The organism is Halioxenophilus aromaticivorans (assembly GCF_042850945.1).
Taxonomy (GTDB): domain Bacteria; phylum Pseudomonadota; class Gammaproteobacteria; order Pseudomonadales; family Cellvibrionaceae; genus Halioxenophilus; species Halioxenophilus aromaticivorans.
Map to the genome: position 1 here is coordinate 587458 of NZ_AP031496.1, position 17838 is coordinate 605295.

Annotated in this window: 14 protein-coding genes; 7 read left to right on the forward strand and 7 right to left on the reverse strand. The window is 50.0% G+C overall.

Going from position 1 to position 17838, the window contains the following annotated elements; translation table 11 throughout:
* Positions 1-43: 43 nt before the first annotated feature.
* From ACGHM3_RS02730 to ACGHM3_RS02760, 7 genes are all read right to left on the reverse strand, one after another.
* Positions 44-1741 carry an AIPR family protein gene (locus ACGHM3_RS02730; RefSeq protein ID WP_345419660.1) on the reverse strand — a complete coding sequence of 566 codons (1698 nt, stop codon included), beginning with the start codon at positions 1739-1741 and terminating at the stop codon, positions 44-46.
* Between the two features lie 1104 nt (positions 1742-2845).
* The gene (locus ACGHM3_RS02735) at positions 2846-3136 is read right to left on the reverse strand and encodes a hypothetical protein (protein WP_345419663.1); all 291 of its coding nucleotides are present in this window, start codon (positions 3134-3136) and stop codon (positions 2846-2848) included.
* A gap of 357 nt (positions 3137-3493) precedes the next feature.
* Positions 3494-4621 carry a transposase gene (locus ACGHM3_RS02740; protein ID WP_345419666.1) on the reverse strand — a complete coding sequence of 376 codons (1128 nt, stop codon included), beginning with the start codon at positions 4619-4621 and terminating at the stop codon, positions 3494-3496.
* A 679-nt stretch (positions 4622-5300) separates the two neighbouring features.
* Entirely contained in the window at positions 5301-5732 is a 432-nt protein-coding gene (locus ACGHM3_RS02745; protein ID WP_345419669.1) for a GNAT family N-acetyltransferase, read from the reverse strand.
* A 413-nt stretch (positions 5733-6145) separates the two neighbouring features.
* Positions 6146-7165: an agmatine deiminase family protein gene (locus ACGHM3_RS02750; RefSeq protein ID WP_345419671.1), complete on the reverse strand. Its 1020-nt coding sequence runs from the start codon at positions 7163-7165 to the stop codon at positions 6146-6148.
* 48 nt (positions 7166-7213) lie between these two features.
* Positions 7214-8500 (reverse strand): FAD-binding oxidoreductase, encoded by a 1287-nt coding sequence (locus ACGHM3_RS02755; RefSeq protein WP_345419674.1) that lies wholly within the window; start codon positions 8498-8500, stop codon positions 7214-7216.
* Positions 8500-9837 (reverse strand): glutamine synthetase family protein, encoded by a 1338-nt coding sequence (locus ACGHM3_RS02760; protein ID WP_345419677.1) that lies wholly within the window; start codon positions 9835-9837, stop codon positions 8500-8502. The genes ACGHM3_RS02755 and ACGHM3_RS02760 overlap by 1 nt, the downstream gene beginning before the upstream one ends.
* A 216-nt stretch (positions 9838-10053) precedes the next feature.
* Between ACGHM3_RS02760 and ACGHM3_RS02765 the strand changes: the two genes are divergently transcribed.
* From ACGHM3_RS02765 to ACGHM3_RS02795, 7 genes are all read left to right on the forward strand, one after another.
* Positions 10054-10812 (forward strand): gamma-glutamyl-gamma-aminobutyrate hydrolase family protein, encoded by a 759-nt coding sequence (locus tag ACGHM3_RS02765; RefSeq protein WP_345419680.1) that lies wholly within the window; start codon positions 10054-10056, stop codon positions 10810-10812.
* 19 nt (positions 10813-10831) lie between these two features.
* Complete coding sequence (locus tag ACGHM3_RS02770; protein ID WP_345419682.1) at positions 10832-12187, forward strand: glutamine synthetase family protein; 1356 nt, start codon at positions 10832-10834, stop codon at positions 12185-12187.
* Positions 12188-12205: 18 nt separating this feature from the next.
* Positions 12206-13561: an aspartate aminotransferase family protein gene (locus tag ACGHM3_RS02775; RefSeq protein ID WP_345419685.1), complete on the forward strand. Its 1356-nt coding sequence runs from the start codon at positions 12206-12208 to the stop codon at positions 13559-13561.
* 178 nt (positions 13562-13739) lie between these two features.
* Positions 13740-14879: a polyamine ABC transporter substrate-binding protein gene (locus ACGHM3_RS02780; RefSeq protein WP_345419688.1), complete on the forward strand. Its 1140-nt coding sequence runs from the start codon at positions 13740-13742 to the stop codon at positions 14877-14879.
* Positions 14880-14953: 74 nt separating this feature from the next.
* Positions 14954-16084 carry a polyamine ABC transporter ATP-binding protein gene (locus ACGHM3_RS02785; RefSeq protein WP_345419691.1) on the forward strand — a complete coding sequence of 377 codons (1131 nt, stop codon included), beginning with the start codon at positions 14954-14956 and terminating at the stop codon, positions 16082-16084.
* Positions 16081-16998, forward strand: coding sequence for an ABC transporter permease subunit (locus ACGHM3_RS02790; protein ID WP_345420352.1), 918 nt, complete (start codon positions 16081-16083; stop codon positions 16996-16998). The genes ACGHM3_RS02785 and ACGHM3_RS02790 overlap by 4 nt, the downstream gene beginning before the upstream one ends.
* Entirely contained in the window at positions 16998-17837 is an 840-nt protein-coding gene (locus ACGHM3_RS02795) for an ABC transporter permease subunit (RefSeq protein WP_345419694.1), read from the forward strand. Before ACGHM3_RS02790 ends, ACGHM3_RS02795 begins: the two co-directional genes overlap by 1 nt.
* Position 17838 lies beyond the last annotated feature (1 nt).

Consider the following 17838-nt stretch of genomic DNA (forward strand, 5'->3'; position numbering starts at 1 on the left):
TAGGCGCGAGCTTGCGAGCGTCCTAATTGACGCGTTTGTTAACTTATATTTTATCAAGCATCTCATCCATCACAGCCTGTCTCTTCAATCTATCATCGGTTAAATCTTCCACTGATAACAATATCTCAACGGCTTGCCGAAATGGTGCCTTTAGAGCGTCCCCGTGACTCGAGCAAGCATCAATAATTTTTTGACAGTACTGCTCCATCTTATTCGAGTTGAGTTTAGGTATTTCTTTCCCTGCTATTATCGCCCTAACTAGAACAATCAAATGCCATTTGTACTTCCTAACATTCTGGGGTATGTCAGCGCTTGCCACGAGCAAGTGAAGTCTATAAAGCGCGAGACATGACGTATAAAAGACTACCTCTTTTGTGTCATTTGAATAAATGTCCTCACTAAATAGCTCATACATCCGCTTCGGGTATCTGTATGCCAAATCTGGCCTCTGGAGAAACATAGATGTCACGCACTTCGTAGCAACATTAATATTAAACGTCCTAACGATTGGAACATCTCTTCCAACATATTGCCTATCACGTCTTTCAAAATATAACCTTCCATCATGCCCTTCATATGTATTGAAGTAATCTTCAATTCTTCTTACCACTGGGCGCAATGAAATGAACTGTGTTTCTTCTACCTTTGACTGGCTATTTGTGGCTCGAACAAGCTCTGAAAATACATCTTCACTCGATGTTTCTACAACTTTTAGATTTACCATCACAGAATCATCTAAACTCTCTCGACACTCGAATAGAACATTTGACGTCTGGCAACCATTAACTATTTGATAATTTTCCAAATGCAAAATATTGCCTTGGACTCTTACATCCGGGCTAACAATTGTAATTCCGTTATTCAAAACCGGAAATCTCGTTGCTTTTTCATTCTCAGAAAGAGTCTCTGATATAGATTTATTAACTGGATTATCAATACCAAGAAACGCTCTTACATTTTCTTCAAAGACATGACTTCGAAGATTTCCATCGTCAGTCTCTAGAAGGTTGGACACTAAATCTTTAGCTTTAACGACAGCAAGATATGCTTCATCAATGCCATGAATAGACGGTAGAGGAGCATTACTAAACATCGGTAATTCTGCAGAAATAGATGAATAGGTACTCACCCACAAATTTGTAATCTCATCTCTTCCAATAAACTGAATGTCAACTTTACCAAAGTAACCAAGCTCTTCTATTTGCGCCCTAAAGTCCTTAATTGCTGCTTCCAGAGCCTCGGGCGCTCGATAAACTCCTGTTGTCACGAACCTGGCAGTCAAGTCAGGTTTTCCACCTCTTATTTTTGGAACATTTTCAATGCAGACATCGAATATCTTTCTTGCATTTTGTTGCACGGCATCAAGGGCAGTGTAATTTTCTGAGTTTATGAATCTGAGAACTGATTCTTTAAACTTTAAAAAATCTCCAAGATCGAAAGAATCTCCTCGCTTTGCTTGTATAAATAAAGCTTCTACATCATTGTTCTTTCTATCGGATGAAAACATTGATGTTGCATCTTCGTCGGATACGACCACCTCTTCGTTGACGATTATTGACACTCCATCCATGCCATCATCACCTTCTCCCGTAGTCACATCCTCAATGTCGAAATCTGATCCTATCCTAGATCGCAAAATTGAATAATTGGCGAACATCTCAAATTGTACGCTTTCATCAAGCTGTTCCAATCCGAAACTTTTGGTAAAGCTATCTAGGTGGGACTTTACTATTCTATGCATGACATTCCCTATTTAATGTTTTCCACGATCTGCGTATAGAAGTTAACGCTACCAGCACAGGCCGGAGCTGTGTTGTTTGGTTTGTGCCAGCGTAGCGCTAAGGCACAAACCGAGCAACGCAGCGAAGGTCCAGCCAGCTTGCTGGCGATTGTGGCTGGTATTGTTATATGTGGTGGCCAAGTTACGCTACCTGCTATTTAGTTTATGTTTGGCTCGGACACAAAGTGCGGGCCACGGTTTTGCAATTGGGTGCTTTGTTGCGCGGGCTGCCGAGAACGAACGGGAGGAGGGTGTGTCGTTGGTGCTTACCTTCCGTTGGTGCCACTTAGCTGCCTTGCGATTTCTGTTTTGGTGCTATGCCTAAGTTTACCACCGTGGAGGGTTATTGCTACTTTGGCTGTGCAGTGTTGACCAAGCCCCGGGGTTGAGGTGTTGCACGGATACTTTGCGGAGATTCACTGCGATGGTTCAGATGGCTAACCCAAAAACCACCGCGGACTTATAACGCCTTGCTCACTGGGCCAGTTGCGACGTGCTGCCATGTGGTAGAGTGAGCAAAGCGAGCCACATGGCGGCGCGACGTAGCTGGCTCCACGTGCAGCAATTTGTTATGTGCAATTCACCAATGAATCAAATTTCGCTCTTGACCGTCATTAAGTATCGTTGTTGTACCACATGATTCACAACGGTATGCTGTAGCACATTGATTGTTTTTTATGACAGCCACCTTATAATTTGGACCTGCATCTTTCGGTTTGTAGAATAAATGCTTGTAAGAAGCCCCGAAAAAGAAAATACCCCAGCCAGTATATCGGACAGCTGCTTCTCCCAACTCCATTTTATTACCACATTTGCCACAAAGCATAGATTGGGTACTTGTTACTTATATAGTATTGATACAACATAGAAATACTAATTTTGGTGGTAGCTCAGGGCTTTTTCCACTATTTCTTCGAACGAGCTATTCCTGTTCTTATCTAACTGGATTATTTATTTTTCTCCGATTCAGCGCTCACATAACGCTATGCACAGCGGCGTTTGGTGAAGCGAACCGATTGTGCTATCAAGCGCAATTGGGGCGCGTAACCAGACGTCCAACTGATGCTAATTGTTATTTTGTTCCTCTAAAACTTGCTCAATACCATTTTCAAATACCAGCCAGCTCTCGTTAGCTTGAGACAGCCAATGCTGTTTGCTGCCAGATCTACCCGCAGCTTCACTTGAGTAATTCATGGCTTCTGTTAGCTTTCCCAAAAGGTAGGGATCAATTTTTCCCCTTAGCGATCCTATTCGCACTCTTAGCTTTGTCAAAGGAGCCTTTGCCTGCGTCTTATTTAGAGAGCTTGCTACTTCTTCGATCAGGCTTTTTATTTCATTAAGCTCGTTAGATTTCATCTATTCTTGCTCTCCTTCATTACTGAGAAGAATTGAGTGTGGTCTCCTCGCTCACACACAAGGTTCAATACCTATAGCTATGATACGATGGCCTCTTCACTCAAATAACGATTAGATAATGGGCGAGATTCGCCCCACAAAAAAAAGACCCCACTCGATCTATCGCGAATCTTGCCCTTTAATCTACTTGTTAAGTTCGACGCACTCGGTCTATGGGGATTCGTTGTTGTTTTCAAGATGGTTAACGTATCAATCCAATTACGATTGATGTCCGATACTATTCTTTAATCCTTTCAGCTTGTCGGGCAGATTCGTCAATTCCCACACCTTCTCACCACAGATCCACACTCCGTGTCTTCATGCAGCATCCTTCCTTTGAATTTTTCCGCCGTGCATAAGCGGCATTGAGCAAGTTGCACAAGTCGGTTCCCAACCTTTGGAGCCAAGATATTCCTGCCATTTCAAAGTCGGCAACTCAATCAAGGCTGATTGCCCAAGCTGTCTTCTCGCCTGATTTAGCTTCTTGCGGGCGGAATTCGCATACAGTCCAAAATACCGTAAATTAGGCCTTCCCGCTACCGGAACGTGCTGTGCGAAGCGGACCAAAAACTGGCTTGCAGGCAATGTCATGACAGCTCTTCGTTGTTGAGCATGAGAGTAATACCGCAGACGTATCAATCCATCTTTCTCGCTCTGACTTAACTGCTGATTTCTTATAGGCCCACCTTTTATGTATCGAGCAAGGTATCGTGCTACACCGCGGGCATGATCGTAACGCTTGGCAAAATATACAACCCAATCCTTACGCCCCAGACGATTACACAGCCCCATTAAATGATGCTTTTCCCTATCTCTCGGAATCACCATCATCTCCGTTTCGATAGCCCGTCTTATATTCGCCAGTAATTTTCCTCGATAAACTTGCATGACTGGCTTCTGCGGAAATAGAACTGCTTTCTTCGGTTCCACCCACTGACCGGATGAATTAATACCCCCATGACTCAATAGAACATGCAAATGCGGATGGAGGCTCAGGTTTCGCCCCCAGGTATGAAGTACCGCCAGGATTCCTGGCGTCGCATTAAGATATTTTGGATCTGAAGAAAATACCTTCAGCGTTTCACGGACGGCATCAAATAAAATTCCCGACATCACATCCCGATTGTAGGCCCATAGCTCATTGAGCTCATCCGGCAACGTGAAGATTACATGATGATGCGAACAGGAAAGCAGTTGCTCACTCATTCGATGCAACCATTGTTCTCTGGCTATACCTCTACACTGTGGGCATGCACGATGTTTACAGGAGTTGTACCATACTCCGTTTAAATGCCCTCGCTGACAATATTGTGCGTGGCCCCCGAGTTTCGCTGTTCGGCACTCGGATAAACTTGATAAGGCTTTTCTCTGGTCGTAGGATAACGGCAAGCTTGCGCTTGAATCTGAATAATATTCCCGAATTAATTGCTGCACCGTCGTCTTCATCTACACGTTCCATGTGAAAAATATTATTCAGGATTTATTAGAACCTCGGTACATTCGGATGGCTAAATCATCTCCGGGCAACGCCCGGCGAATTTAACGTTCGTAACATGGGCACATTGTAGCAGAGCGAAACCGTGATACATTCGCGCAGCGAATCACGGTTTATGCGCCGCGAAAATGTGTCCAATGCTTACGCTGGTTAAAGAAATGCCACTTATATAATTGTTGAAGCCACCACGGAGCCAAGTAGGATTTATAGCACTACGGGCTATCTATTGGCACCGCTTTTCGTGGATGAAACCACTGTCCTTCAATCTCGAACTGGTGCTGGTTAAAAGCACCAAGGAAAGAGCTAGAGCGTATCGCAACCAGCTTATTACCTTAATGGCACCGGGAACAACGCTGAGAGCCCTATTCCATACACAGCATTCAAAAGTGCCAAGAGGAAGAGATCATCCCAAGCTATTAGTCTTCCCGGAGCAGGCTGATGGCACCGGAGAAGAACTCACGCCTAGAAGAACAATCCGACTTCTCTTACGCTAGCACGACTGACAGTGCTCGAACTCGAACCTTGCTACGGCCCAAGCTATTTAAAGAACGGAAACTTTAACGCCAAGTGCAGGGGAGGCAAAAGTAGTGCGCGGCGCGCGCTGCTTTTGGCTTCCCCTGACACGCCTGGTTATGTTCCATTTACTAAGCCCCAATTGAGCGCTTGTTCTTGATCTTGGAATATTGCCATCGCAGTGCTCATGCGCATAAAACCAAGCTTTTTGTAAAAAGACTCTTTGCCGGGATATGAGTAGAGCACGATTTTTTTGTGCCCGTCTGAAAGCTCGACAAGCTTAGAAACAACAGCGCGCCCAAGGCCAGACCCCTGAACCTCGGGATGAACAGCAACATCACAGAGATACGAGCAGTCAACGCCGTCTGCCAGGGCGCGACCTACCGCAACAAGCTTTCCATCACCGTAGACGAAGCACTTAAACATGCTGGCTCCGAAGGCTTTCTTTAAAATATCGGGCTTCTTTTCGCCTAGCGGAGCGATCCTATATAGCTCGGATAGTTCATTCCAATCCAGCTCTTCTTCCGAGTACTTCCATTCAAGGTCCAATGTTCAATCTCCGTAAAACATAACATTTTAATAGATGACGGGCGTTCAATATGCACGTGTCATATATCTTTTCCTGAGCTGGCACTTACTTACCTCGCAGCGCCCAATTTCAATAACTTCGGCAATTGTTAACATCATAATGTTTTGACAACTGTCATATATCCCATTCTGCGCGCAATCAGCTAACCATCTGATTTTTCTACGCTTAATAGCTGTTGGTAACGAACATACCAGATATATGACACAGTGTCGCTTTTTACGCGCGATTCTCGGCAAATTAACGTGCCATACGGTGGTACGGTAAGACAAAAAGGTAGGTTGAATGTTGTTGATCTAGTTCAAAACCCACTTCTTGTAGCTATTAATTAATTGGCGAAAAGGCAGAGTCGGCGCAATCAATTACCCCGATCAAACTATCCATTCAAAGCCGGCTCCTGCTGAGTAACACAATGAATATTCCCACCCCCTAACACCAGAACACTACAATCCACAGCCACAACCTTCCGATCAGGAAAACACCCCTTAACCGTCTCCAATGCCGCACTATCATAATTATTCAACCCATAACAGGGCATCACAACCCCGCCATTGGCAATATAAAAATTAATATAGGATTTACCCAGCCGCTCGCCGTTGGCCCACTCGGAGGGTGGTTGTTCTATGGTGGTGATTTCAAATGAGTTGCCTTTGGCATCGGTGCTATTGCGCAGCACTTCTAAATTGGTTTGCAGTATTTCGTAATTGGGGTCGCTTGGATCGCTGGTGGATAATGCCAGTATGTGCCCGGGTTTTGTGAAGCAGGCGAATTGGTCTACGTGGCCGTCGGTGTGGTCTTCGGCCAGGCCTTGGTCGAACCAAATAAAATGTTCTACGCCCAGGGCTTGTTTTAATTGGTATTCCACATCGCTTTGGGCCAGGGCGGGGTTGCGGTTGCCGTTTAGTTGCACGTTGCGGGTGAGCATTATGGTGCCTTCACCGTCCACGTGTATGGCACCGCCTTCGTTTACCAATGGGCTGGCAAAGCGTTCTAGGTTTAATTCGTTTAATAATTTGCGGGCTAGGTGTTGGTCTTGCTCGTGGGGGAATTTGCCCCAGCCGTTAAAGGTCCAGTCTACCCCGGCCAGCTCACCGGTGCGTTTATTGATTACAAAGGTTGGGCCGAAGTCTCGCATCCAGGAGTCGTCCAGGGCCCAGGGTTTAAGATGAATTTTTTCGGCGGCGATTTGCTCGGCCATTAGGGCCAGTGCTTGGGCGTGTTGGTCTGGCCGCACCAGCATGACTACCGGTTCAAAGTCGGCAATGGCATTGGCAATGGCGGCGTAATTTTTTTCCGCCTCGCTTAACGCGCCAGGCCAGAGTGATTCGTTACTGGGCCAGGCCATCCAACAGCGATTGTGGGCTTGCCATTCGGCGGGCATGTAGTAGTCACTCATTGTTTTCTCCCGTTAACTGCTTTGGGCAATTTTTATTGCCATGTTTTTTTACGGCAATAAATCCTTTAACCGGTAGTAGGCCATGGCCAATACCAACGCCGGCGTGCGTAATAGTCGGCCGCCGGGGAAGGCCATGTGCGGTATGCGAGTAAATACATCAAATTGCTCGGCGGTGCCGGCGATTGCGTCGGCCATTAATTTGCCGGCAAGGCCGGTGGCGGCTATGCCGTGGCCAGAGAACCCCTGGGCAAAATATACGTTATTGGCCAGGCGGCCAAAGTGGGGTGCGCGGTTTACGGTGATGCCCACAAAGCCGCCCCAGGCGTAATCGATGCGGGTATTGTGCAGTTGTGGGAATACCGCGCGCATGCGCGCGCCCATGGCGCGGGCTAGGTTGGCCGGTGGCACGGTGGAGTAAGACACACGCCCGCCAAACAGCAGGCGGGTATCGTGGGACAGGCGAAAATAATCCAACACAAAATTAATATCGGCCACGGCAATATTATTGCGGATCAGCGCCTGGGCGCGCTCCTGGCCCAGTGGCTGGGTCGCGCAAATGTAAGTACCCACGGGCATAATTTTATTGCGCAAGGCATCGCCCACGTTGGCCAAGTAAGCGTTGCCGGCCAGCACCACAAATTGGGCTTTGATGCTGCCCGTGGCGGTGGTGATGGTAGCGGGGCCAGCAGGCCCTTGTGTGTGGTCGATGGAAAGGGCAGGGCTGTGCTCGTAAATGCTAACCCCAGTGGCGTTGGCGGCTTGGGCCAAGCCCAGGGTGTAATTTAACGGGTGGATGTGGCCGCTGTTGCCATCGTAGAGCGCGGCGCAATAGCGCTGGCTGTTGATCTCTTGCTGGGTGCGTTGCTTATCCCAAAGTTCCACCGGGTAGTGGTAGTGGGTTTGCAGGTCGTCGGCCCAGTGTTTTAGCTCGTTGATGTGGCGCGGTTTTATGGCTACGTGGGCGTGGCCGGGGGCGTAGCTGCAATCGATGTTGTGTTTGGCAATGCGGCCGCGCAGTAGGTCTAAGCCGGCCAGAGATGCCTGCCAAATTTTCTGCGCGTCTGCTTTGCCCACCAGCTTTTCGATGCTGGGTTGCTCCGCCGCCAGGCCAAAAATCATTTGCCCGCCACTGCGGCCACTGGCACCAAAGCCGACTTGTTGCGCCTCCAGCACCGCCACACGGTAGCCTCGTTCGGCTAAGTGCAGGGCGGTGGTTAGCCCGGTAATGCCCGCGCCCACCACACACACATCCACGTTTTCGTTGCTGGTGAGCGGCGGGTATTGGGCGTTGCTATTACGGCTGGCTTGATACCAGTTTTGGTTGGCATCGTTCATTAGATGGATTGCAAATACCAGTCGAATTCCAAGGGGGTAATGGTTTGGTTAAAGTGGTCGATTTCCGCCTGCTTTAATTTGGCAAACACCGACTGAAACTCCCGGCCAAAGTAGTCGGCGATCCAGTCGCTTTCAGCGAATAAATCGATGGATTGCTGCCAGTGGTAGGGGTTGCTGGGTTTGCGCTTGGCGTAGGCGTTGCCGGTAATGGCTTCATCGCAGGGAATTTGCTGGCACAGGCCGTAATGCATGCCGGCCAATACCGCGCCCACCACCAAGTAGGGGTTGGTGTCGGCGCCGGCTAGGCGGTGCTCCACACGTTTGTTTTCTGGGCTGCTTTTGGGGATGCGCAGGGCCACGGTGCGATTGTTGTAGCCCCAAGAGTTGTTTAGCGCCACGTAGGAATCTTTGCGGAAACGGCGGTAGGAGTTGGCGTGGGGGGCAAACAACAACATGGCCTGGGCCAGTGTTTGTTGCATGCCGCCAATGGCCCAGTGCAGGTGGTTGTCGTTGTCGGCAAAAATATTATCGCCTTGTTTGTCGTAACAACTTACGTGCACATGGCTGCCACAGCCCGATTGGTCGGGGTAGGGCTTGGCCATAAACGTGGCTTGGAAGCCCATGGAGCGCGCAACATGCTTTACCGCCCGCTTTAGCAGCAGGGCATCGTCACAGGCTTTGATGATATCACCGGTGTACAGCAGGTTAATTTCAAACTGGCCTGGCGCGCATTCCGATACCGTGCCATCGGCCAAAATATTTTGTTCGGTGCAGGTGTTTTGAATGGCTTCCATGAGTTCGCCGTAGGCGTCTAGGTCGTCCATGTAGTACACCTGGCTGCTGCGCTCAGTGGTGCCAGTAAAGGGGTTGATGGGAGGCTCCGGCGCGTCGATAAACTCTTGGTTTATAAGGTAAAACTCCAGCTCCACCGCAATTTTAGGGAAGAAACCATCGCCGTGAATACGCTGCACAATGGAGCGTAAAACCTCCCGCGGGTTGATCATAAACGGGGTCTGGTTGGGGTTGAGCATGTTTAGCAGCACCTGGGCGCGGCGCTCGGCCCAAGGTACCGGCGTAAGGGATGCTTTGATGGCCGGGCATTCGTAATCGGCATCGCCGGTTTCAAAGCCCAGGCCAGTTTCTTCGCAGGGCTCGCCACTGACATCACTGGCAAACAACGAGGCGGGGAAGAGCACGCCCTCGGTGAACACTTTGTCCACCGCATCGGCGGGTAGGCGCTTGCCGCGGATAACTCCGTTGCAGTCGGGTAGGAGTACATCTAGGTGGTCAAAGTGTTCGCTAAAGTTGGCTAACAGCGAGTCGGGATTGGTTATCATAGAGGCGGCCTTAAGTGGACCAAAAGGGAGAAAGCAAAGCACGCCTAACAGTGATAAAAATAAAACTTTTTAGGTTATAGCCATGCTTGTCGAATTGTGTCCATAATATTAATCCTAACCTGTAGAGCTCTACAATATGGCATTTGCACAACGTGTGTTTAAGCCCCAATATTTGAGCCTGCATTGCGAAACCCACCCAACCGGTGAGAGTACCCTATGGTGGCAACCGTTGGCTTTCCCGCCTGCCGTAAATTGATAGCACCGCATTACTTTCACTGTGTGGGGGAAAAGTACATCCATGCGGTGGTGGATGTGGTGGGCGCCGTGCCACTGTTGTTGCCCGCGGTAAGCGAATCCAAGGGCCACCGTATTAGTCACAACGACCTGCTCGATAACATCGACGGCCTACTGCTGACTGGCGCCTATTCTAATGTGCAGTCTTCATTATATGGCGAACCCTTGGCCTACGAGGGCAGTGAAGCCGACCCCGCCCGGGATCACCTCACCCAGGATTTAATCCGCCAAGCGGTTAGCCGTGGCATTCCGGTGCTGGGTATTTGCCGGGGCATTCAAGAAGTGAACGTTGCTTTTGGGGGCAGCTTGCACCAACAGGTGCACGCCGTGCCAGGCTTGCAAGATCACCGAGAGAACAACACCCAACCCCTGGACCAGCAATACGGCTTTAGCCACAGTATTGCCATTCAGCCCGGTGGCGTGTTGGCCCGCATTTGGCAGGAGGAACAAACGCAGGTCAACTCCCTGCATGGCCAAGGTATTAAAAGCTTAGCGCCGGGATTGTCGGTAGAGGCCGTGGCCCCGGATGGTTTGGTAGAGGCGGTATCTCTGCCGGGCAAACCCTTGTTGGCGGTGCAGTGGCACCCAGAGTGGAAAGTTACCGAAACCCCATTTTATTTAGCCATTTTTGAATGGTTTAAATCCGAAATAGACCAATACCGTGCGGCACGTTTGGTTTAACCAGCAACCTAAGGCGTTTATGAACAACGAAACCGACCAGCTTAAACAATGGTTGAAAGAAAAGGGCATTACCGAAATCGAAGCCTTGGTGCCCGATATGACGGGCAATGCTCGCGGTAAAATTTTGCCCGCTAGCAAGTATTTAAACAGCGAAACCACCCGCCTGCCCGAGGCCATTTTTATCCAAACGGTAACCGGCGACTGGCCGGATGACGATGCCATTGAAGATTTGGTGCATCCGGCGGATGTGGATTTGTATTTACAGCCAGATACCTCCAGCGTGCGAATGGTGCCCTGGGTAGAAGAGCCCACCGCCCAGATTATACACGATTGTTACACCGCCACAGGCGAGCCGCACCCCCTGGCACCTCGTAACGTATTAAAGCGGGTGTTGGCGCTGTACGAAAAAGAAGGCCTGCAGCCCATTGTGGCACCCGAGCTAGAATTTTATCTGGTGCAAAAAAATACCGATGCGGATTTCCCCTTGCAGCCACCGGTGGGACGTTCTGGCCGGCCCGAGCGCGCGCGGCAGTCTTACAGCATTGATGCGGTGAACGAATTTGACCCGCTGTTTGAAGAAATGTACGACTTCTGCGAAGCCATGGAGTTGGATGTTGATACGTTGATACACGAATCTGGCGCGGCGCAAATGGAAATCAACTTTGAGCATGCCGATCCACTCTCCCGTGCCGACCAAGTGTTTTTATTTAAGCGCACCATTCGCGAGGTGGCCATGCGCCACGATGTGTACGCCACCTTTTTGGCCAAGCCCATGCAAAATGAGCCGGGCAGCTCCATGCACATTCACCAAAGTTTACTGCGGGTGGGCAGTGGCGAGAATGTATTTGCTACCCCAGATGGCGAACTTACCCAAACCTTCAAACATTACCTGGCCGGTTTGCAAACCTACACCCCGGCGGCCATGTTGTTTTACGCCCCCAATGTGAATTCCTACCGGCGTATTTTATTTGGCGATGCCGCGCCCAATAATACCCATTGGGGCTTTGATAATCGCACGGCGGGGTTGCGCATACCCATTTCTGCGCCAGAGGCCACCCGGGTAGAGGCGCGTTTTGCCGGCTCTGATGTAAACCCCTATTTGGCCATTGCCGCCACTTTGGCCTGCGGTTACCTGGGTATGAAGCACAAACTGCAACCCACCGAGCCGGTGCTGGGTGATGCCCACGAGCTGGGTGCTAATTTGCCCAAAACCTTGGAGCATGCCCTGAGTTTGCTACAGCAACCCAGCGAGCTTATTGATATTTTGGGCGAGAAGTTCGTCCAGGCTTACGTGGCAATTAAATACAAAGAATACGAAACCTTCTTCCAGGTGATTAGCTCCTGGGAGCGGGAATACCTGTTGTTAAACGTGTAATACGGTTGGGCGCAAAATATGTCTACCACTTCGAAATGGCAAGTTTCCGATGCAGCACACCATCTGCATCCTTTTACCGATCACGGCGCGTTAGCCGCCAAGGGCACGCGGGTGATCACCCGAGCAGAAGGCATTTATCTGTACGATTCTGACGGCAATAAAATTCTCGATGGCATGTCGGGTTTGTGGTGCGTTAACCTGGGCTACGGCCGACAAGAGCTCATAGAAGCAGCACACAAACAGATGCAAGAGCTGCCTTACTACAACAGCTTTTTTCAGTGCACCACGCCGCCGGCCATTGAGCTGGCCGAGTTACTAAGCGATATTGCACCCAGCCACATTAACCACGTGTTTTTTACCTCCTCCGGCAGCGAGGCCAACGACACGGTTATTCGCCTGGCCCGTTACTATTGGGCCTGCCAGGGCAAGCCCGAGAAAAAAACTATTATTTCGCGTTGGAATGGCTACCACGGCTCTACCATCGGTGGCGCCAGTTTGGGCGGCATGAAGCCCATGCACGGCCAGGGCGATTTGCCCATCCCCGGTATTTGCCACATTAACCAGCCCTATTGGTTTGGCGAAGGTTACACCGAAGACTCTACCGCATTTGGCGTGCGGGTAGCCCAGGAGCTGGAACAGAAAATTCTTGAGCTGGGCGAAGACAAGGTCGCCGCTTTTATTGCCGAGCCTATTCAAGGTGCGGGTGGTGTGATTATTCCGCCGGATTCCTACTGGCCTGAAATCAACCGCATCTGCAAAAAATACGACATCCTGGTGGTTAGTGATGAAGTAATTTGTGGTTTTGGCCGTACGGGGCAGTGGTTTGGCAGCGATTATTACGGCGTCAAAGCCGATTTAATGCCCATTGCCAAGGGATTATCCAGCGGCTATATGCCCATTGGTGGCGTGCTGGTATCAGACCGCGTAAGCCAAGCCTTGAAGCAATCCGGCGAGGATTTCAACCACGGTTATACCTATTCTGGCCATCCCACTGCGGCCGCTGTGGCCGTAGCGACACTAAAAGTCATGCACTCGGAAGACTTGGTAACACGGGTGCGGGATGAACTCACCCCATACTACGCCCAAGCCTTTGGCAGCTTGGCGGATCATCCCTTGGTAGGAGAGGTAAGAACCACGGGCTTGTTGGGAGCCATAGAGTTAATGCAAGATAAAGCCAGCCACTCCTTCTTTGCTGAGAAGGGCGCGGCCGGCAATTGCTGCAGAGACTTTAGCATTGCCAATGGCTTGGTCATGCGCGGCGTGGGCTCCACCATGATCACCTGCCCGCCGCTGGTGATAACAAAAAGCGAAATCGATTTACTGGTGGAGCGGGCCCGAAAAACCCTGGACGATACCGCGGCTCAATTGTTATAGGTAAACCTTTAACGAAGAGTTTCGAGTTAAGAAATACAGATAGTTGGCTAGTGTTTTATTAAATGTGTCGTACTTAAAAGTGTCGTACTTAAATATGGCTTATTAAAAAGAACACTAGCCAAATATCCATGATTACTTTTTTAAATGGCCATTGCGCCATCATTTTAAGGGGAGTGAAATGACTCTAAATCGTTGTTCAATCTTGGCGCTGGCTGTAGCCGGTGTAGCGCTAACTGGCTGTAGCGAATCCGAGCCCGAGGCCGTGGTGCAAGAAGCCGTGGTAGAAACCGTGCAAAAAGTTAACGTCTATAACTGGAGCGATTACATTGGCGAAGAAGTCATCGCCAAGTTTGAAGAAGGCACCGGCATTGATGTGAGCTACGATGTGTTCGATTCCAACGAGGTGTTGGAAAGCAAATTGTTGGCAGGCCGCTCCGGTTACGACGTGGTGGTGCCAACCAGCGATTTTATGGCCCGCCAAATTGAGGCTGGTGTGTTTTTGCCCTTGGATAAATCCAAGCTTACCAACTACGACAAGCTCGACCCAGAAATGATGGCCACCTTGGCCGACCTGGACCCTGGCAATACCTACGGAGTGCCGTACATGTGGGGCACCACTGGCATTGGTTTTATTGAATCCAAGGTTAAAGAAGTGCTGGGCGAAGACGCGCCGCTGGACTCCTGGGATTTAGTATTTAAACCGGAGAACCTAGAAAAGCTCAAAGAGTGCGGTGTCTCGTTTTTGGATGCCCCAACAGAAATATTTTCCGCCGCGCTGCATTACTTGGGCAAAGACCCTCACTCCTTTGACCCAGCCGATTACCAAGGCGAAGCCAAAGAAATGCTAAAAGCACTGGCGCCATCGGTAACCTATTTCCATTCTTCCAAATACATTGATGACTTGGCCGCCGGCGAAATCTGCGTGTCCATTGGTTGGAGTGGCGACATTGCCCAGGCCATGGTGGATGCTGAAGAAGCCGAAAACGGCATCGAGGTGAGCTATATTATTCCTAAGGAAGGCGCTCTGATTTGGGTGGATATGCTCACCATTCCTAAGGATGCCAGCAACCCAGATGAAGCTCACGCTTTTATCGACTTTTTAATGCAGCCGGCCATCGCTGCGGAAAACACCAACTACATTTGGTACCCCAACCCCATCCCGGCCTCTAAGGTAATGATCGACCAGGAAATCACCTCGGATGAATCCATCTACCCGCCGGAAGATGTTATGGCCAAACTGTACCCTGCCAAGGTGTTGCCGCCGGAGATCGACCGTGCGCTGAACCGAGCCTGGACAGAAATCAAAACCGGGCAGTAGGCCAGTTTTATTGCCCCCGCAGGCGGCTACTTAGGTAGCCGCTTAAGCCCGCCCCCTTTTTGCGAGATTTATTCGTGGCAACCGCATCCCCCTCCAACGCCGAAATCGTAATCCAGCCCGACGACTACCTTAGCCTACACAAAGTAAGCAAACATTTCGGCGCTTTTACGGCGGTGAGTAACGTGGATTTAAGCATTAATAAAGGTGAGATCTTCGCGCTTTTGGGTGCATCCGGTTGTGGTAAATCGACGCTGTTACGGATGCTGGCTGGGTTTGAAAATACCAGCAGTGGCGACATTTTACTGGATGGCAGCAGCATTAATGGCTTGTCGCCGCATCAACGCCCCATCAACATGATGTTTCAGTCCTACGCGTTGTTCCCCCATATGACGGTGGAGCAAAACCTAGCGTTTGGATTAAAACAGGATAAAACCCCCAAGGTCGATATAAAGCAACAGGTGGCTGCGATGCTGGAGCTGGTGCAAATGCAGCATCTCAGCAAACGCAAACCGCATCAGCTATCTGGTGGCCAGCAACAACGCGTGGCGCTGGCACGGGCGCTGATTAAAAAACCAAAATTATTATTGCTGGATGAGCCTATGGGCGCGTTGGACAAAAAACTGCGCTCACGCATGCAGCTAGAGGTGGTGAATATCATCGAAAGCCTCGGTGTTACCTGCGTCATGGTTACCCACGACCAAGAAGAAGCCATGACCATGGCCGACCGCATTGCCATTATGGATGCTGGTGAAATTAAACAAGTGGGCACGCCGGATGAAATCTACGAGCAGCCCAACAGCCGTTACACCGCCGAGTTTATTGGCTCGGTGAATATCTTTGACGGCGCGATTGTTGATGACGAAGCAGACCACGTTACCGTGGTAAGCGAAGATTGCCCCGAACCCATTTACATTGGCCATGGCATTACCTGCTTTGAAGGCCAAGAGGTAAGTGTGGCACTGCGGCCAGAGAAGGTTGCCATTAGTAAAGAGGTGCCGGCACAAGGCCACAACCGGGCCCAGGGCAAAGTCAAAGAAATCGCCTACTTGGGGTCGCACTCGGTTTACCATGTGGCCCTGGCCAGTGGCAAAATTGTGTTGGCTACCGAGCTCAACGCCGAGCGCTGGGCGGGCGAAAAAATCACCTGGGAAGACGAGGTATGGGTGTACTGGTCCGAGCACGCCGGGGTGGTGCTCACCGCATGAATCACCCAGCGCTAAAAAAAGTCATTGCTTGGCTACCGGGATCCCGCTTTTGGCTGATACTGCCTCCCTATTTATGGTTGCTGCTGTTTTTTGCGGTGCCGTTTTTAATTATTTTTAAAATTTCTTTATCCAAAATAGCCCGCAGCCAGCCGCCCTATACGCCGCTGTTTGAGTATGTCGATCAAAAACTCAATGTGGTGCTCAACTTTGGTAATTATTTATGGCTGTTCAGTGATTCGCTGTACATCACCGCCTATTTAAGCTCCATAAAGATTGCTGCCATCTCCACTGCCTTGTGTTTATTAATCGGCTACCCCATTGCCTATGCCATCTCGCGCATGCGTGGCTCGGCGCAAAGCTTGTGTTTAATGCTGGTTATTTTACCTTCCTGGACCAGCTTTTTGATTCGCGTGTACGCCTGGATGGGGATTTTAAAAAATAACGGCATTATCAATAGCGCGCTGCAATCCTTGGGGCTGATTAATGAACCCATCCGATTATTGAATACCGAGCTGGCAGTGTACATTGGCATAGTATATTGCTATTTGCCGTTTTTGGTGCTGCCGTTGTACGCCAACTTGGTTAAATTAGATAACCGTTTATTGGAGGCCGCCGCAGACCTTGGCGCGGGCCCCATTAAACGCTTTTTTACCATCACACTGCCGCTATCGCGCTCCGGTATTATTGCCGGCTCCATGTTGGTGTTTATCCCGGCGGTGGGTGAGTTTGTGATTCCTGAATTATTAGGCGGTGCGGAAATTTTAATGATAGGTAAGGTGTTGTGGGGCGAGTTTTTTGGCAACCGCGATTGGCCGGTGGCATCCGCAGTGGCCATTGTTATGCTACTGCTGTTGCTGATTCCTATTATGCTATTTCACCGCTATCAATTTAAACAGCTGGAGGACAAACGCTAATGGCTCAGTACAGTGGCGGGGTGTCTCTGTTTAATAAGGTGTTGTTGGGGCTTGGCTTTTTCTTTTTATACGCGCCCATGTTAGTGCTGATTGTGTATTCGTTTAACAGCTCTAGCCGGGTGAACATCTGGGCTGGGTTTTCCGCCAAGTGGTACGGCGAGCTGTTCCGCGATGAAGCCATGATGTCGGCCCTGGGCGTAAGCCTAAAACTGGCGTTTGCCAGCGCCAGTACGGCGGTGGTGCTGGGTACCTTGGCGGCCATTGTGTTAGCTCGGGTGGGCCGCTTCCCCGGTAGAATGTTGTTTGGTGGCATGGTAACGGCGCCCTTGGTCATGCCCGAGGTCATCACCGGGTTATCACTATTGTTATTATTTGTGGGCATGGCCAACGCCGTTGGCTGGCCGGCGGAGCGTGGTTTTCTCACCATTTGGATTGCCCACGTTACCTTTTGTATGGCCTTTGTGACGGTGGTGGTGTCGTCTCGCCTAGGGGAGATGGACCAATCCTTGGAAGAGGCGGCCATGGATTTGGGGGCCAACCGCTTTAAAACCTTTTGTTTAATTACCCTGCCCATAATTGCGCCGGCGTTGGTTTCCGGTTGGTTATTGGCGTTTACACTGTCGTTGGATGATTTGGTTATCGCCAGTTTTGTGTCTGGCCCGTCGTCCACCACGCTGCCCATGATTGTGTTTTCCAGTGTGCGCATGGGCCTAAGCCCTAAAATTAACGCCTTGGCCACGTTAATGATTGCCGTGGTTTTTATCGGCGCATTGATTTCCTATTGGTTGCTGCTGCGGGACGAAAAACAGCGCCTGGCGGCCAGCCAATCGAGTTCATAAT

Excerpts from the sequence above, each read along its gene's own strand:
- ACGHM3_RS02730 (WP_345419660.1), bottom strand. The coding sequence starts at position 1,741 with ATGCATAGAATAGTAAAGTCCCACCTAGATAGCTTTACCAAAAGTTTC.
- ACGHM3_RS02735 (WP_345419663.1), bottom strand. The coding sequence starts at position 3,136 with ATGAAATCTAACGAGCTTAATGAAATAAAAAGCCTGATCGAAGAAGTA.
- ACGHM3_RS02740 (WP_345419666.1), bottom strand. The coding sequence starts at position 4,621 with ATGAAGACGACGGTGCAGCAATTAATTCGGGAATATTATTCAGATTCA.
- ACGHM3_RS02750 (WP_345419671.1), bottom strand. The coding sequence starts at position 7,165 with ATGAGTGACTACTACATGCCCGCCGAATGGCAAGCCCACAATCGCTGT.
- ACGHM3_RS02755 (WP_345419674.1), bottom strand. The coding sequence starts at position 8,500 with ATGAACGATGCCAACCAAAACTGGTATCAAGCCAGCCGTAATAGCAAC.
- ACGHM3_RS02760 (WP_345419677.1), bottom strand. The coding sequence starts at position 9,837 with ATGATAACCAATCCCGACTCGCTGTTAGCCAACTTTAGCGAACACTTT.
- ACGHM3_RS02765 (WP_345419680.1), top strand. The coding sequence starts at position 10,054 with ATGGTGGCAACCGTTGGCTTTCCCGCCTGCCGTAAATTGATAGCACCG.
- ACGHM3_RS02770 (WP_345419682.1), top strand. The coding sequence starts at position 10,832 with ATGAACAACGAAACCGACCAGCTTAAACAATGGTTGAAAGAAAAGGGC.
- ACGHM3_RS02775 (WP_345419685.1), top strand. The coding sequence starts at position 12,206 with ATGTCTACCACTTCGAAATGGCAAGTTTCCGATGCAGCACACCATCTG.
- ACGHM3_RS02780 (WP_345419688.1), top strand. The coding sequence starts at position 13,740 with ATGACTCTAAATCGTTGTTCAATCTTGGCGCTGGCTGTAGCCGGTGTA.
- ACGHM3_RS02790 (WP_345420352.1), top strand. The coding sequence starts at position 16,081 with ATGAATCACCCAGCGCTAAAAAAAGTCATTGCTTGGCTACCGGGATCC.
- ACGHM3_RS02795 (WP_345419694.1), top strand. The coding sequence starts at position 16,998 with ATGGCTCAGTACAGTGGCGGGGTGTCTCTGTTTAATAAGGTGTTGTTG.